This window comes from Sorangium aterium (genome assembly GCF_028368935.1).
Taxonomy (GTDB): domain Bacteria; phylum Myxococcota_A; class Polyangia; order Polyangiales; family Polyangiaceae; genus Sorangium; species Sorangium atrum.
This window is the reverse complement of the sequence record NZ_JAQNDK010000005.1, coordinates 246735-261977: the sequence shown is the minus strand read 5'-3', so window position 1 is coordinate 261977 and position 15243 is coordinate 246735. Positions and strand designations below refer to the sequence as shown.

The window sequence follows — 15243 nt, the reverse complement described above, 5'->3', positions numbered from 1 at the left end:
CCCAGCGGGTTGAATTCCTGCCCGACCAAGGTAGGGCCGCCAGTCGGAAGCGAGTCTTGCGTGGTGACCGAGGGCAACCCGGACTACGAAGCGTAGACAGCGAGCACGCGGGCCGCGGAATCGGGCTCCGAAAGAAAGAAGTCGTGGAAGCCGACGGGACCGTAAGCCCGGAAGGCAACATCGAGGGAGCGATGCGTAGGGACATGTTCCCGGAGGCCTGCTCCTGAGATTCCACCGGAGTCGAAGAGCCGGGGCATGCGTGGCGAGGGTCGCCGAGGAACTTGGGAGGTCCCATTGGCTACGTCGTGAGACGGAACCGTGAAGGCGAGCGCGAGCGAAGCCGAAGCGGAGCAGCGGGACGTCGGAGCGCGCCATAGTAGCGACGAATCGGGGGAACCGAGCCGTGGGACCCCGTGGAGCGAAGGGCGCGCCGGGACACGGAACCGTACGAGGGAAAGATGGAAGAGACATCGGGTTTGGTACCCATCTCAACGCGACTCAAACGGATAGCAGGGCTGGCGCGGCAACTCCGCGAACAGCCGCTCACGACGCTCGCTCATCACATCGACCTGGAATGGCTACGTGAGGCACACCGAAGGACGCGCAAAGATGGCGCGATGGGCGTGGACGGACAGAGTGCGGACGACTATGCGGCACACCTGGAGGACAACCTCCGGTCGCTTCTCGAACGCGCGAAGTCCGGCACGTACCGTGCGCCGCCGGTGCGCAGAGTCCATATCCCGAAAGGGTCTGGCTCGGAAACGAGGCCGATCGGTATTCCAACTTTCGAGGATAAGGTGCTGCAACGCGCAGTTGCCATGGTGCTTGAAGCCGTCTACGAGGAGGAGTTTCTGGACTGCTCGTACGGCTTTCGTCCCGGCCGGTCGGCGCAACAAGCGCTGGACGAGCTGCACCGAGAGGCGACGAGGATGGCTGGCGGTTGGGTCATCGAGATCGATATACGGAAGTATTTTGACTCGATCGATCACGAGCGTCTGGGCGAAGTGCTATGTCGCCGGATACGCGATGGAGCGATTCTACGCCTGATAGGTAAGTGGTTGAATGCGGGAGTGCTCGAGAACGGAAGTCTGAAGTACCCGGATGCGGGTAGTCCGCAAGGCGGGGTCGTTTCCCCGATTCTTGCAAATGTCCTTCTGCACGAGGTGTTCGACGTGTGGTTTGCCAGAGAGGTGCGACCGCGCATGCGCGGCCAAGCCCATCTGATGCGCTATGCCGATGACGCTGTGATGTTGTTCGAGTACGAGGAGGACGCGCGCCGCGTGATGGCTGTGCTACCGAAGCGATTCAGCAAGTACGGTCTGACGCTGCACCCGGACAAGACCTGGCTTCTGCCATTCAAGCGGCCGGACCGGATGACGCGCCGACGCGACGCGGACGAGGGGCCGTACAAGCCGGCCACCTTCGACTTCCTCGGCTTCACCATCCACTGGGGCAAGAGCCTCGCGGGCAAGTGGGCAGTGAAGACACGAACGGCATCGGATCGCTTCCAACGGGCATTGAGGGGTACCTCGCAGTGGTGCAAGGCCCATCGCCATGAACCACTCGAGAGGCAGCAGTACGTCTTGAACCTGAAGCTCCGAGGCCACTACGGCTACTATGGCCGCCCTGGCAATCGGGCGAGGCTCTGGACTCTTCTGCATTGGGCCACGCGGGTGTGGTGGCGGTGGCTGCATCGCCGCTCCCAGCGTGGTCTCTCCTGGGCGGCAATGAATCGGCTCCTGAAGCGCTACCCGCTTCTGAAGCCGACCGCCGTCCGAATCGTGTAGCGAAGCCGTGTTTCGAAGAGCCGGATGCGGGAAATCTGCACGTCCGGATCCGTGGGGGCCCCGGGAAGGCGACGACCCGGGGCTACCCGGCCGCTATACGACGGTCTGGTTCGGCAGCAAGGTGAGCGGCGAATCGCTCCTGCAGCCGCCGGGGACGCCCTGACTGAACTGCAATGGGAACAGGTTGCGCCAGGATGAATGCCGAAATCCTACCCGAGCAGAGGATCAGCATGCTGGCAATTCTGGATCGTAGGAAGAGCTGACGGTCACGGCGCTGCCCGAGACTGTGAAATTGATTTCTTTTGGTGTATCGGTGTGCGATTTCCAGGAGTCTGTTGAGTAATTGTATTCTGCTCTGAGGTAAACTGTGTCATTGACGCCAAATTGGATGGTCGCGTCTCCGCTTAGAGAAATGGTATAGCTCTTGCGTGTCGAGCCAACTGTGACACTCTTGTTGATGACGTTTTCCGAGTAAATCGACCATTCCTGTTCTTTCTGCTTCGAGGTGTTGTAGATAAACAAGGTCTTGTTGCGTGCCATTGCGAGCCCTCCCCTGTGATCTCTACTCAGTGCTGTGTGCGATCGGTCGTGGTGCGCGAAGTACTATGTAAAGCGGTGGCTCTTCGTCCACCAGGGCGCAGGTGCGCCTGCAGATGCGCCACGCACGATTTAGGGAGGTTTTCCGACGCAGCCGGCAAGACTCCCGAAGGTTGACGTTCCCTGGAGTCTCGAAGCGAACCCTGTCGCGTGAACTGCTCAATTTTTGCAATTGTTTTTGCAAAGAGAAATCTTGAGTAGACGAGCGCGAGGTTCTGGAATCGCGCGAAGCGGTAGTGTGAATGTCACGGGTCTGCAAGAGTACTGGTCGCGCGTGTGCTCGGTGGTATGCAGCACGGCGTCGCGTTCGATGCGATCGACAATAGTGTCGTTTCTTGCGAAGCTCCCGAGCTCGCGCAGCGGCTCGCCGACGGTCTTTCCGCTGTAACCGCCCAGCCAAGGGCATCGTGACCGTCCGCGCGCCGCCGGTTACCTGTTCCCATCGCGACGAAGGAGGAAGCGATGGCGACGAGAGTGGAGTGGGCCGAGCGGGTGGGGCGATGGGAGCGGAGCGGGCTGAGTGCCGAGAAGTTCGCGCGCCGCGAGGGGTACAAGCCCAAGCAGCTCTATTGGTGGCGCTGGAAGCTGCGGGCTGACGGGCGCTCGCAGCCCTCGCCGTCGTCGTCGACCGAGCCGCCGCGGTTCCTGCCGGTGCACGTAGTGATCGACGCATCGCCGGTCGCGGCCGAGCCGATCGAGATCGCGCTGCCCAACGGGCGGGTGGTTCGCGTTCGGCCGGGCTTCGACCCGGCCACGCTCGAGCGGGTGCTGGCGCTGGCGGCCGAGGAGTCGCCGTGCTGACGCTGCCGCCGTCGGTGCGCGTCTACGTCGCGGCCGAGCCTACCGACCTGCGCAAGAGCATTGTGGTCCTCCCCCGCTTCCGCTGCCGTGCAGGCACCGCGCGCAGCGCGGATCCAGTCCGCCGCAGGCGCCCGCGCAGCGGGGCGAAGCACCTGAAGGCGCGCGAGCACGGTGCCACGCTCGCCAGGCGACGGCGGAGCTTCTCCGACCTGTCCGGTTGCGCGGCCACGATCGGCAGGTGCGGGAACCAGCAGGATCGACCTTGCGGACGCCACGTTCCTATGATGCCTAGCCCCAACTTCACCTCGACCGGGACCTTCTACATCTGGATCCGAGGCACGGGCATCAACGGCAACGATAACTCGGCCTCGGCGGGCGTCGACGATACCGTCATCGGCACCAACGACTCGCCGGACGAGACCGGAACGCTGACCTGGCAGAGCCAAACCATCAACGTCGCCAGCACCGGCATCCACACCGTGAATGTCTAGGGCCGCGAGGATGGGTTCCGCCTCGACAGGATCGTCGTGAACAAGAGCGCGACCGCGCCGAGCGGCAGCGGTCCCGCGCAGAGCGTGCGGCAACAAGCGATGCCCGGCGGGCGCTCTTCGCGCCGAGCTCTGCTGCGCCCGTGCGGCGCGCTCCTGAGATGGGGCGCGCTCACGGGCGCGGCGCCATCGCGCGCCTTCCGATCAGCCGGTGAGCAGGGCCCCAGCCGGTCCGCATCCCTCGAGAAAGGTGATCAGGATGCGCGAGAGGCTGTCATCGGTAGTGCACCGCGCAGCGCAGGTCGACATGGCCAGAATGATCGGGTCTTCGCTGTCGTCCTATCCGGGCGCCTCGTCAATGCGGCTTGCTACGGTCGGCGCGACCTTTCTTTCCCCTCCGGCGCTGGCACCAGGCCGAGCAGCCGACCGATCGTCTCGTGAACGATCCGCGCCGCCTCCTCATCCCCAAGGGCGATGGCGCGGTTCAGGGTGCCGGCGAGCGAGGCAACCACGACGGCCCGAGGCGACGCGTCGGCCGACGCGAGCTTCCCAGGATCGAGGCTCGCCGGTTGGGCCCGGGTTGGGCCCACGCCCACCGACCGGCTGCGATCCGTCGTCACGCCTCCCTGAAATCCCGGGCAAAGCACCGGATCGCGACGGTTCGCCACCGCGGAACAGTCCCGCCAGAGAAACCGATCGGATATGAGCAGCCGTCGAAAACAACAGTAATCTCCAATGCTTCCGCCTGTTTCGCCGCCGAGGGCGGCTCCGGTGTGGCCCGACGGGGCGCCCTCCGCCGCTGCGTCGCCCGCGGTGAAGGGCTCGCGGCATCACCGGTCCCACCGTACGGCCACGCTGCGCGCGCTGGGAAGAAAGAATTACCTACTTGCGGGCTCGGACAAGTGGGCTGAACGCCTCGCCATCCGCCCCGCGCCCAGCATCTCGACCCCGGCGAAAGCCGCAAGGGACCAGGCCATGGCGGTTGGTGGGCGGTTACGGCTGAACGTCACGACGTGACGTCCAGCAGGACCTTGCCGACCGCGCCGCTCTCCACCGCCCGGTGCGCGTCGGCGGTGCGATCGGGCGGAAAGCGGACCAGCGGCAGGCCGTGCTCCTCGACCCTCGCGACCATGCTGCGCACGGACGCTGCAAGGACCGAAGCCGCAAGGACGCAAGGGGCTCGAGCGAGAGAGCGCACGCGCGTCTACTGGAGCCTGTGGAGCAGCTCCGTGTCCTGGTCGCCCAGCAGGTAGGTGGCGATGAAGGTCGCGGGGGCCGAGCTGGAAGCGTTGTCGAAGCGCTCGATGGGCGCGCTCGCGGGCTCGAAGATCGTTTGCCCTGCCGTGTAGTACCTGGCCGGTTGGCCTTTTACCTGGAACAGAATACGCCCTTCGGTCACATAGCAGACGACCGGACCGGGGTGCGTGTGCGGCCCTGCCTTGAACCCAGGGGGCAACGTCAGCCGCTGCACCTCGACGCGAGTCACGGCCTTCCCGCCCGCGACCGCGTGAGTTCCAAGCGAGGCTCGCTCCAGGACCGAGTCCCGCGTGCATCCCGCGCCGGCACAGAGCAAGGCTGTCGCCATCGCGAGCGCAGCCCGGGAGAGGCGGCGCCCGCTCCCCGGGAGCGCGCTCCCCGGACGCCGCGTGCGACGAGGGCTGTCGGCGAGATCGCGAGAGAGGTCCCCTTCGCGCAGCGGCGGCTCGCCGTTCCGCCGTGAGACGTGAGCGAAACGCATGGAGTGTGGGTCCTTGTGCTCTGTCAGGCGGCTCCGGCTCGCCTTGACGCCACCAGCATGACGGAGCACCATCATGCTGAAAATCAGGAAGTTTGGTACGGATAGTTCAGAAAAACGGGACGGTTGGCATGCAACGCGTCACCTTCGATCTCGACGTGCTGCGCAGCTTCGTCACGGGGATGGAGCTGGGCAGCTTCGCCAGGGCGGCGAACCGGGTGGGCCGGTCGACCTCGGCGGTGAGCGCTCAGCTCAAGAAGCTGGAGGAGCAGGCGGGCACGCCGCTCTTTCGCAAGGCCGGGCGCGGTCTCGCGCTGACGGAGGCAGGCGAGACGATGCTGGCGTACGCCCGCCGCCTGCTCGAGCTGAACGACGAGGCGGCGGCCGCGGTCCGCGGCGTCGATCTCGAGGGCTGGGTCCGGCTCGGCCTGCAACAGGACTTCGGTGACGTGCTGCTCTCCGAGGTGCTCGGGCGGTTTTCGCGCGCCCACCCGAGGGTGCGGATCGAGGTGCGGGTCGCGCGCAATGCGGAGCTGCTCGAGCGGGTCACGTCGGGCCGGCTCGATCTCGCGCTCGCGTGGGGCGACGGTATGGGCGCGCCGCACGGCGAGCGTCTGGCCGAGCTGCCGATGCGCTGGATCGGGTCGGCCGCGGGGTGCTCTGCGTGGACCGGGGCGGAGGGCGAGCCGCTGCCGCTCCTGGCCATCGAGGCGCCGTGCCGGTTCCGGGATGCCGCCGCGGCGGCGCTCGATCGCGCTGGCATCCCGTGGCGGCTCGCGTTCACCAGCCCGGACCTGGGCGGGCTCTGGGCCGCGGCGGCGGCAGGGCTCGGGCTCACCGTGCGCACGCCGATCGGCCTGCCCGCCGGCGTGCGGGCGCTCGGCTCCGGGGAGGCCGGGCTGCCGGCGCTGCCCGCGCTCCCCCTGGCCCTGCACAAGGCAGAGGCGGCACCGGGGCTCCCGACCGCCCGCCTCGCGGCCCTCGTGGTGCAGGCGCTGCAACGTCCCGTCGAAATCGCTCGTGGAGTCCGGCGCGAAGCCCTCGTGGAGGGCGGCGAACGCATCGCTCCCCTCGAGCACGTTGGCCGCCTGGTCCGGAAACCGGAGGCGCAGGTCAGAGGCCACAGGCACCTCGACCTCCTCAGCGCAGCCGGGCCCCGCGGCGGACGCGGTGCCGAAGAATGATGTCATGAGGTTCTGTATCAGGGGCTGAAGCGATGCTTTGTACCGAGTCATGGGATCCTGCATCACAACGAGCCGGTGCGGCTTTCCCGAGATCCCGGGGCATCCGATGGCTCGAGACGGTTCGCCCCTGCGGGACAGTCCCGCCAGAGACACCGATCGCTGACGAGCGGCGGCCGGGAACAGCAGCGATTTCGTAGCTTCCGCAACCCGGGTGGCGGCGCCCCGCGGGTGGGGGCGCCACGCCCTCACCAGGCGCTGATCGGCGCGCTCCTGTAGATGCCCGACAAGCAGGCGACCATCAGGCCCCCGTCAGGCCGCTGCGCTACCACCGCGTCGACCAGCCCGGGCAGCCCTGCGTTGCGAGGCTGCCACGTCGCGCCCCCGTCGCGGGAGATGTGGAAGGCGAGGTCCGGGCCCGTGCTCGGCGTGTAGGTGATGAGCTCGCCGTGCGGCCCCGCGAAGATCTCGGCGGCCCCCCGCGGGAGCATGCCTTTCGAGGTGAACGTCGCGAAGGTCTCGTTCGTGACGAAGAGCTCGGCCTCGCTGACGGCGTAGATCGTGTCGCCGGCGATCACGACGTTCTGAAGGGGGCGGCCGATACCCTGTAGTTCCACCGGTTCCAGCTCGTCCTGGGCAGCGTTCATCCTCCCGACACCGTGGTCATGGACCGCCAGGAGGCGCTGATCCGGACCCACGAGCAGGCGCGCCCACGAGACGTTTCTCAGGAGCCAATCCCAGGATTGCCCGTCCGCCGAGCCGAAGATGCCGTCGTCGAAGAAGCCGAAAATGTGGCCGTCGGGCATCACCGCGAGCTGCCTCGGGTTCGCGGGCATGCCCTCGCCCGCGATGAGCGACCAGGTCTCGCCGTCGTCGTCCGAGACCTGCAGATAGCCGGGGACGAGCGCGTAGAGCCTCCCGGCTTGCTCCACCTGCGGCACGGCGAAGCTGTCGGCGAGCGCTCGCCAGGTGTTGCCTTCATCATCGGAGCCGTCGAGGCGGCCAAGCACGCCCTGCGAGTACCAGCGCCCCGTCGACGAGACGAAGATCCCGCGATGCGCGGCGCTGCCGTGGAGCGTCCAGTCCTCGCACATGCCGCAGACGCCGCCGCAGTCCGTGCGCTCCTCTCCCTCGGACAGCGCTCCATCCTTGCACGTATCCGGGCGAACCACCGCCGGCGCCGAGGACGCGGGCGCCTCCCCGGCGAACGGCGCGCTGATGTACAGCCGGCCCTTGGTGCTTCCAAAGTCGCTGTGATACCACGACACCAGCAGCGAGCCGTCGGAGAGCTGCGCCGCCGTGCTCCAGGGCCCCGGCTCCGGCGCCCTCAGCTTGGCCCAGGAAGAGCCGTAGTCGTGCGAGTACCACAGGCCGGAGGCGGTCACGCCCACGTGGCTGCCCGACCGGAGCTGCACAAGCTGGTGGGGTTCGCCGATCGGCTCCATCCCGGGGACGATCGTCCAGCTATCACCGTAGTCCCGCGAGCGGACCATGTGCTGGCTCGTGTCGCTGCCGAGCAGCGTGCCATCCGCCATGCTCTCGAGGAACACGAGGCCGCGAGCGGGGCGCGTCAGATCCTCGCCGACGAGGTACTCGAACCACCGTTCCTCCGGGTTCTTCCGCGCGACAACAGCGCTGGACGCGACGTGGACAGCGCCGTTCCGGTCGAGGGTGATCCCCTGGAACTGGCCGATGGCAGGGCCGAGGAACTCCCACGTCCGGCCCCCGTCCGTCGACTGCTTCACCCCCTCGACCGTCGTCACGAGGAGGCGCTCGGCGTTCACGACGAGCAGCTCGCCGATCGCGGGGCCGCCCTCGTCGATCAGGGCGGACCAGGTGACGCCGTCGTCTTCCGACACGTAAAGCCCCCCCGAGGTGTCATTCGTCCGGCCCCGGTACCAGGAGAGGGCGAACAGGCGCCCGCCGGCCTCGGCGCGCACCGTCAGATCGATGGGCATCAACTCCCCGAGGAGGTCGGTTCCGCCGCCCGGGCCGACCCCGTTGTTGGTGACCCCGGTCCACGTCGCCCCGCGATCCGTCGACCGGAAGAGACCCTCGCTGTCCTGGCCGACGGCCGTGCCGAGCACCGTGTCCTTCGAGGTGACGAACAGGCGGTTGAAGCCATAGAGTTGGTTCCCGAAGACGTTGCCCACCGTCCGGACGGGGTCGATCTTCGTCCACTGGAGCGGCAGCTCCTCCGCGGCGCCGCCGCCTGGCCCGCCCGAGCCGCCGGCGCCGTCCGAGCCGCCAGCGCCGCTCGCCCCGCCTCCGGTCGCGCTGCCGGCGCCCGCGCCGCCCGTCCCGTTGCCGCCTCCACCGCACCCGCACGCCATGGCGAGGAGCACGCACCCCGCCGCTCGGATAAGCCAGATCATCGAATCGCCTCTCTTCTCGAGCCCTTCCGTCGATGGACGGCGCGACATCGCAGGCGCCACCTGGGCCGCACCGGCATACCACCTCACGGTCCGCGGGCGACAGGGCTCGTCAGGTCCAAGCAATAGAGCGGCGGCGTGCGCTCCGGAAGGCATCGGACGGCTGTTGCCCGAGGTAACGCGCGCCATGCGCTCGTAGATCGGCGCCGCGAAGGGGTCCGCGAGGCGCCGCGGCCTTTGCACCGACGTTCGGCCCGCTGACCGAGCCTCGCTCGTCTGCGGTCCTCGCGAACTAGGGACGCCCGGGGTCAGGGGGCGCCGTCACGCCGCTACCTGCACGATCCGGTCTCGATCGAGCGCGGGCGCACCGACGTGTTCTGGATGCTGTTCGGGTCGGTCACCGCGACCTCGCGACCCCAGCCGGTGAGCCCCGCGAAGGTCCCGTTGGTCGTCATGTCGAACGGCCCGTCGCTCTGACAGTCGCTGTTCTTGACGGCGCCCCACGACCAGGCGAGCCACCCCACCTCGAGCTCGACGCTCTTCGCCAGGAGCGTCTTGTAATCGAACGGGTGCTTGCCGCACTCGTACACGGCGTGCTGCGCGAACTCGCCGACCATCAAAGGCAGGTTCAGCGCCACGGACTCCTGCAGCTCCTTCGTGATCGTGGCGCCGCTCCCGTCCGTCCACCACATGTGGACGCTGAGCAGGATGTTCGGGTCGTGCTTGACGAGCGCGGGGCCGACGGCCTGGAGCTGGTCGATGTTCTGCCCCCACTTCGAGGCGTCGATCACGAGCGGGACCGTGATGCCGGCGCCGCGCATCCGGGTGATGGCCTGCTTGTAGCCCGCCTCCCACGCCGCGTTGTCCACCTGGTCCCCGACCTCGTTGCCGATGTTGACGAGCAAGCTCTGCTCATGCTTCTTGATCACGGCGACGACATCCGCCCTCGTCCAGTAGTCGACGAGGCTCGGCAGGAGATCCCATTTCCCCGTGGCGTCGTGGAGCTCGACGATCGGAATGAGCTTCTGCGCGAGCGCGTTCGTGATGGCCTGATCGAGGCCCGCCGAGGACTCCGTGGCGAGCCAGACGATCCGCACCGCGTTGGCGCCGGTCTTCGCGATCTCCGCGAACTCCGGCAGGCCGTCGGGCCCCGACGACAGCCACACGACCATCTCGTTGATGCCCCGGAGCAGCACCTTCTCGCCGCAACGGTCGTAGAGGAAGCGGCCGCGCACCGAGAACCCCGGCGACTCCTGGTCACCCCCGCCCCCGGCGCCCGCGCTCGAGGTGGCGCCGCCGGCGCCGGACGTGGCCCCGCTGCCCGACGTGGCGCCGCCGGCGCCCGACGTGGCGCCGCTGCTCGAGGTAGCGCCGCCGGCGCCGGACGTGACGCCGCTGCTCGACGTCGTGCCATCGGCGCCGGACGTGGCTCCCGTGGCCCCCCCGCCCGCGCCCGATGCGCCGCCGCCCGCTCCGGTCGTCTCCTGCCCCGAGCCCTGCTGGTCATCCGAGTCGCCTCCGCATCCCGCGGAGAGGCCCAGCGCCATGAGGGCTGCTCCGGTCCAACCAGCCACCGACCCATGAAGAACGCGCATCGTGATCTCCTTCTGCCTCTCCCCTGACTGCACCTGGCGACGTCCGGCTTCGACCCTGCGTGACCGCACGGTGAATCCTTCGCGTTCTGCAGGTCGACCGGGCCCTGCACGCCGCGCAGCACCGCGGGCAGCGCGCGAATGGCGCAAATGCCGTGCTGCATGGCCAGACCTGGGAGGAACCCACGGTGAGGAGAGGACCTAGTCAGTCCGCGGGCCCACGAGAATGAAGAAACCAAGAAACCGCGGACCGGGGCTCACAAACGACTCCTACGACATGGCCCGTGGCACGCGGGAAGCGCGGAAAGGAAACCACTTAATCGGTTCATTGTCCAGCGCCACGAAGGGCGGCGCGGGGCCTCGGCGCCTGCCGGGACGAGCGCGCCCCGGAGCTCGTGGAGACGGTCACATCTGTGAGCTGGCTCCCGCTTGGGTTAACCGGTAAATTTCTCCCTGCAGCGTCGAGCGCGGCGAGGGAGATCTCGCGGCGCGGTGCGCTCATACGAGGCCACGCGCCGCGGGCGCTGCGTGCATTCAGGCGGCGCGCGGGCGCACGCCGTAGCCGGCCCCGCGCACGGCCTCGACGAGGGCGTCCACGGGCGCGCTCGCCGGATCGTGCTGCACGACGACGATGCCCTCGCGCAGGCGCACGTCGACCCTGGTCACGCCGCCGCCGAGCTCGCGAAGCGCGCTGTCGATGTGGCGGACGCAGGACGGGCAGCTCATCCCGTCCACCTGGAGCATGGTCTCTTTCATGGCTCTTCCTTTCGGCGACCCACGGGCCGCTCATCCCGGGAGACGCAGCCATCGGGGCTCATTACACCGCGCAGGAGCCGCTGCGTCCCTTCGCGCGTGGCGCGCGTGGCGCGCGTCGCGCGTCGTTAGGGAGCGGCGGGTCTGCGGTGGACGCCGTGAGGCGCTCGCGTCGCGCACCCATGGTAGAATGGGCCCCTGGAGGACAATCCGCGGACCGCCGTCGCTCTGGCCGAGGCTCCGCCGCGGCCCGGTGAATCGGATGGCTCGCCCGACCCGAATGCTTCGCGCGCTCCGCTCCGCGGTCTCGGCAGACGCGCGACGGCCGCTCGCCGGAGAGCCGATCGGGGGTGCGCCGGGCCCCGGAGCACGGAGCGACGCGGCTATCTCCAGGACAAGGAATGGTTGGCCGCCTGGGCAGGAACAGGAAGAAAAGGCGTCGCCGCCACCCGGAGCGGTCAGCCGCCACGGCAGCTGGTCGAGAGGCGCTCGACATCCCGGCCGAGACCGTTCACAATGCCATTAGATTTGAAATTGATTTTCAAAATCTGACGGGGCCCATGGTTTCCAGCGTTCCTCCCCAGTTTGACGTGAGCTTCGCCGATGTGGACTCGGCCGGCGGCGTGGCCGGCACGGAGGCGCGGGCGCACGACGCCAGCGCCGCGGCTCCTGCGGGTCCGCTCTCGGAGGTGCGCGCCGGTGAGCGCGTGATCGTGGTCGAGGTCGGCCTCGACGCCGAGCTCGCCGCGTGGCTCGGCGCGATGGGGCTCGGTCCCGGCCAGACGCTCACGTCGATGCGGCGCGCGGCGTTCGGCGGCCCGCTCCACGTGCGCACCGGGTCGGGCGGGGAGCTCGCGATCAACGCGACGCTCGCGCGCTCGATCCTCGTGGCACCCCTGCCCTCGCAGCGGCGGGTCGGATGACCGCCTCGCTCGACTTTTCAGGCGCACGCGCGGAGCGCCTCCCGGCGTCGGCCGAGCGGCCGCTCATCGCGCTGCTCGGGCGGCCGAACTCGGGCAAATCGTCGCTGTTCAACCGGCTGACCGGGGGCAGCGCGCACGTCGGCAACTTCCCGGGCATCACGGTCGAGATCCTCACGGCCGACGTCCGCCTCGCGGGCGGGGCCGTCGCGACGATCGCGGATCTCCCCGGGCTCTACTCGATCGAGGCCGTCGTCGATCCGGCGACGGACGAGGGCGTCGCGCGCCGCTTCCTCGATCGCACCGGCGCGGAAGAGCGGCCGCGCCTCGTCGTCCAGGTGGTGGACGCCACGCAGCTCGCGCTCGGGTTGCGGCTCACGCGTGAGCTCGTGCGGCGCGGGCTCGCCCCGCTCGTCGTCGCCACGCAGCGCGACGTGCTCGAGGGCGAGGGGCGCGGGCTCGACATCGGCGCCCTCGAGCGCGCCATCGGCCTGCCGGTGCTGCTCGTGAGCGCGAGGGACCCGGCCGCGCGCGGCGTGGTGCTCGACGCTGCGGCCGCGCGGCTCGACGCGATCGCGTCGGGCGCCGTGAAGCCCCCCGGCGCCGCGGCGTGGGACCCGGATGAGGTCGCGCGCGCCGCGTACGTCGAGCCGCCGCGCCGCGATGCCGGCGCGGAGCGACGGAGGACGTTCACCGCGCGCGCGGACGCCGTGCTGCTCCACCCGGCGGCCGGCCCGGTGCTGTTCCTCGGGCTCATGGCGCTCCTCTTCGCCGCCGTGTTCCTCGTGGCCACCCCGGTCACCGAGGCGCTCGACGCGGCGATCGGTCAGCTCGGCAGCCTCGTGTCCCGCACCCTCGGCGGGGGGCTCGCCGCCTCGTTCGTCGTCGACGGCCTGCTCGGCGGCGCGGGGACGGTGCTCGCGTTCATGCCGCAGATCGTGATCCTCACGATCGCCATGGAGCTGCTCGAGGCGAGCGGGTACCTCGCGCGCGGCGCCTTCCTCGTCGACCGCCTGCTCCAGCTGATGGGGCTGAGCGGCCGGGCGTTCCTCCCGCTGCTGATGGGGCACGCGTGCGCGGTGCCCGCCGTGCACGCCACGCGCATCCTGCGCGACCCGCGCGAGCGGCTCACGGCGATCCTCGTCCTGCCGCTCATGGCCTGCTCGGCGCGGATCCCGACCTACGCGCTCCTCCTGACGACGTTCTTCGCGGCCCACGGCCCCTGGGTGCAGGCGCTGCTCTTCGTCGCGCTCTACGTCGCCGGCATCTTCTCCGGGCTCGTCGCCTCGCTCTTGCTCCGGCGCACGGCGACCCGCGGGCGCTCGCTCCCGATGGTGCTGGAGATGCCGGCGTACCGCAGCCCCGAGCCGCGGCTCGTGGTCCGCAAGGCGGGCCAGGCGGCGTGGCGGTTCACGCGCGACGTCGGGACCGTGATCCTGGCCGTCTCGGCCGTGCTGTGGGTGCTCTTGAAGGTCCCTATGCCGGGCGCCGCGCCGCACGAGGCTCCGGCCGCAGCGGCCGAGAGCGCGGCGACGTCGCTCGAGTCGAGCATCGCCGGCAGCGTGGGGCGCGCGCTCGAGCCGGTGACCGCCCCGCTCGGGTTCGACTGGCGCATCAACGTCGGCCTCATCGGCTCGTTCGGCGCGCGCGAGGTCATGGTCGGGACGATGGGCGTCATCTTCGGCGTCGAGGACGCCGACGACGAGCCCGCGCCGCTCGCCGAGCAGATCCGCGAGGCGAAGCGCCCGGACGGGGCGCTCGCGTACTCGTCGCGCACCGGGCTCGCGCTGCTCGCGTTCTTCGTCCTGGCCTGCCAGTGCATGAGCACCGTGGCGGCGATCCGGCGCGAGACGAAGTCGTGGCGCTGGCCAGCGTTCGTCCTCGCCTACACCTACGCGGCGGCGTACGTCGCGGCGCTCGTCGTCTACCAGGGGAGCGGGCTGCTCGGGATGCCGTGAGGCGGCGCCGCGCCCGGCGGAGATCGCCGGCGCCTGCTGGACGCCAGGGCCCGTAGCCATCGAACGCCGGCCGCGAGACCTCGACCGCGCCGAGCGCGTCGTCGAGCGTCGTCCAGGTGCCCCTCCTTGACAAATGCCACTCGGTAGCACATTCTTTCTGCTATCGCGGCTTCCCGAGGAACACCATGGAACACGACAAGGTCGCGCTCATCACGGGCGCAAACCACGGTATTGGGCTCGAGCTCACGCGTCGTCTGCTGTCGGAGGGCTTCCAGGTCATCGCGCTGAATCGCTCGGGCTTCCCCGAGGAGGATCCGTTGATCCGGGAGGGCCTCGAGCGCCGGAGGCTCCGTGTCCACAACGCGGATCTGTCCGATTTCGAGGGCCTCAGGCGGGCGCTCGGCGCCATCAAGGAGAGTGAAGAGAAGATCGACGTGCTGTTCAACAACGCCGGCGGCAGCGCCCCGGAGCTGACCTTCTCCAGGCAAGGCCGCGAGCTGCACTTCGAGCTCCAGACGGTGGTGCCGTATGTCATCGCGATGGAGCTCAGAGAGCTGCTGCGGAAGGGGGACTTGAAGACGGTCGTGAACACCTCCTCCAATGCATTCGAGATGACGAGGCGCTTCGACCCCGAAGCCCTGGAGCGCCCGGCGTCGTTCAAGCAGCTCTTCGGCCCCTACGCGACCTCCAAGCTCGCGCTCTCCCTCTGGACGCGTGAGGTGGCGCCGCTGCTCGCGGGGGACGGGATCAAGATCCGGAGCGTGGATCCCGGGCCCAACAACACGCTGAGGAAGGGAAAGCGGTCGGGGCTGCCGTTTTACGTGCAGCCGCTGATGAGGTTCCTGTTCCCGCCCCCGAGCCAGGGGGCTTCGCGGCTCTACGAGGCGGCGTTCGGCGCGAACCGGGAGCTCTCGGGCGTCTATCTGAAGAAGGACCGCGCCAAGGATCTCCCGTTCCGGGAGCACGGCCCGAGGGTGCTGGAGAAGGTGAGATCCATCCACGAGCGGGAGTTCGCCGCCCGCTGATTCCTCGAGATAGCCGCGCCGACACATATCGCCT

13 protein-coding genes are annotated in these 15243 nt (G+C 69.1%); 7 read left to right on the top strand and 6 right to left on the bottom strand.

The window, feature by feature from the left end; translation table 11 throughout:
• Positions 1-458 precede the first annotated feature (458 nt).
• A complete protein-coding gene (ltrA, locus tag POL72_RS39270) occupies positions 459-1787 on the top strand; it encodes a group II intron reverse transcriptase/maturase (protein ID WP_272101985.1) in 1329 nt (442 codons plus the stop codon).
• A gap of 225 nt (positions 1788-2012) precedes the next feature.
• Here the strand turns inward: ltrA and POL72_RS39265 are convergent, their stop codons facing one another.
• Entirely contained in the window at positions 2013-2327 is a 315-nt protein-coding gene (locus POL72_RS39265; RefSeq protein ID WP_272101984.1) for a hypothetical protein, read from the bottom strand.
• Between the two features lie 519 nt (positions 2328-2846).
• On the opposite strand from POL72_RS39265, the gene tnpA reads away from it, so the two are divergent.
• Both tnpA and POL72_RS39255 read left to right on the top strand, forming a co-directional pair.
• Entirely contained in the window at positions 2847-3185 is a 339-nt protein-coding gene (tnpA, locus tag POL72_RS39260) for an IS66 family insertion sequence element accessory protein TnpA (protein WP_272101983.1), read from the top strand.
• Complete coding sequence (locus POL72_RS39255) at positions 3179-3676, top strand: hypothetical protein (protein WP_272101982.1); 498 nt, start codon at positions 3179-3181, stop codon at positions 3674-3676. The genes tnpA and POL72_RS39255 overlap by 7 nt, the downstream gene beginning before the upstream one ends.
• A gap of 1003 nt (positions 3677-4679) precedes the next feature.
• On the opposite strand, the gene POL72_RS39250 is transcribed toward POL72_RS39255, so the two are convergent.
• Together POL72_RS39250 and POL72_RS39245 are read right to left on the bottom strand one after the other, a co-directional pair.
• A complete protein-coding gene (locus POL72_RS39250; protein WP_272101981.1) occupies positions 4680-4814 on the bottom strand; it encodes a hypothetical protein in 135 nt (44 codons plus the stop codon).
• A gap of 63 nt (positions 4815-4877) precedes the next feature.
• A complete protein-coding gene (locus tag POL72_RS39245; RefSeq protein ID WP_272101980.1) occupies positions 4878-5159 on the bottom strand; it encodes a cupin domain-containing protein in 282 nt (93 codons plus the stop codon).
• 380 nt (positions 5160-5539) lie between these two features.
• Here POL72_RS39245 and POL72_RS39240 point away from each other — a divergent pair, with 380 nt between their 5' ends.
• The gene (locus POL72_RS39240) at positions 5540-6592 is read left to right on the top strand and encodes a LysR substrate-binding domain-containing protein (protein ID WP_272101979.1); all 1053 of its coding nucleotides are present in this window, start codon (positions 5540-5542) and stop codon (positions 6590-6592) included.
• A gap of 245 nt (positions 6593-6837) precedes the next feature.
• Here POL72_RS39240 and POL72_RS39235 read toward each other — a convergent pair whose 3' ends face one another.
• The 3 genes from POL72_RS39235 to POL72_RS39225 all read right to left on the bottom strand — a co-directional run bounded on the left by POL72_RS39235 (position 6838) and on the right by POL72_RS39225 (position 11309).
• Complete coding sequence (locus tag POL72_RS39235) at positions 6838-8964, bottom strand: sialidase family protein (RefSeq protein WP_272101978.1); 2127 nt, start codon at positions 8962-8964, stop codon at positions 6838-6840.
• A gap of 326 nt (positions 8965-9290) precedes the next feature.
• Complete coding sequence (locus POL72_RS39230) at positions 9291-10556, bottom strand: cellulase family glycosylhydrolase (RefSeq protein ID WP_272101977.1); 1266 nt, start codon at positions 10554-10556, stop codon at positions 9291-9293.
• A 531-nt stretch (positions 10557-11087) separates the two neighbouring features.
• Positions 11088-11309, bottom strand: coding sequence for a heavy-metal-associated domain-containing protein (locus POL72_RS39225; RefSeq protein WP_272101976.1), 222 nt, complete (start codon positions 11307-11309; stop codon positions 11088-11090).
• A 587-nt stretch (positions 11310-11896) separates the two neighbouring features.
• Between POL72_RS39225 and POL72_RS51435 the strand changes: the two genes are divergently transcribed.
• The 3 genes from POL72_RS51435 (at position 11897) to POL72_RS39210 (ending at position 15209) form a co-directional block, all read left to right on the top strand.
• Positions 11897-12229, top strand: coding sequence for a FeoA family protein (locus tag POL72_RS51435; RefSeq protein WP_272101975.1), 333 nt, complete (start codon positions 11897-11899; stop codon positions 12227-12229).
• On the top strand, positions 12226-14184 hold the full coding sequence (gene feoB / locus POL72_RS39215; RefSeq protein WP_272101974.1) for a ferrous iron transporter B: 1959 nt from the start codon (positions 12226-12228) through the stop codon (positions 14182-14184). Before POL72_RS51435 ends, feoB begins: the two co-directional genes overlap by 4 nt.
• A gap of 185 nt (positions 14185-14369) precedes the next feature.
• Positions 14370-15209: an SDR family NAD(P)-dependent oxidoreductase gene (locus POL72_RS39210; RefSeq protein ID WP_272101973.1), complete on the top strand. Its 840-nt coding sequence runs from the start codon at positions 14370-14372 to the stop codon at positions 15207-15209.
• The last annotated feature ends 34 nt before the right edge of the window (positions 15210-15243 follow it).

Excerpts from the sequence above, each read along its gene's own strand:
- ltrA (WP_272101985.1), top strand. The coding sequence starts at position 459 with ATGGAAGAGACATCGGGTTTGGTACCCATCTCAACGCGACTCAAACGG.
- POL72_RS39265 (WP_272101984.1), bottom strand. The coding sequence starts at position 2,327 with ATGGCACGCAACAAGACCTTGTTTATCTACAACACCTCGAAGCAGAAA.
- tnpA (WP_272101983.1), top strand. The coding sequence starts at position 2,847 with ATGGCGACGAGAGTGGAGTGGGCCGAGCGGGTGGGGCGATGGGAGCGG.
- POL72_RS39240 (WP_272101979.1), top strand. The coding sequence starts at position 5,540 with ATGCAACGCGTCACCTTCGATCTCGACGTGCTGCGCAGCTTCGTCACG.
- POL72_RS39235 (WP_272101978.1), bottom strand. The coding sequence starts at position 8,964 with ATGATCTGGCTTATCCGAGCGGCGGGGTGCGTGCTCCTCGCCATGGCG.
- POL72_RS39230 (WP_272101977.1), bottom strand. The coding sequence starts at position 10,556 with ATGCGCGTTCTTCATGGGTCGGTGGCTGGTTGGACCGGAGCAGCCCTC.
- POL72_RS39225 (WP_272101976.1), bottom strand. The coding sequence starts at position 11,309 with ATGAAAGAGACCATGCTCCAGGTGGACGGGATGAGCTGCCCGTCCTGC.
- feoB (WP_272101974.1), top strand. The coding sequence starts at position 12,226 with ATGACCGCCTCGCTCGACTTTTCAGGCGCACGCGCGGAGCGCCTCCCG.
- POL72_RS39210 (WP_272101973.1), top strand. The coding sequence starts at position 14,370 with ATGGAACACGACAAGGTCGCGCTCATCACGGGCGCAAACCACGGTATT.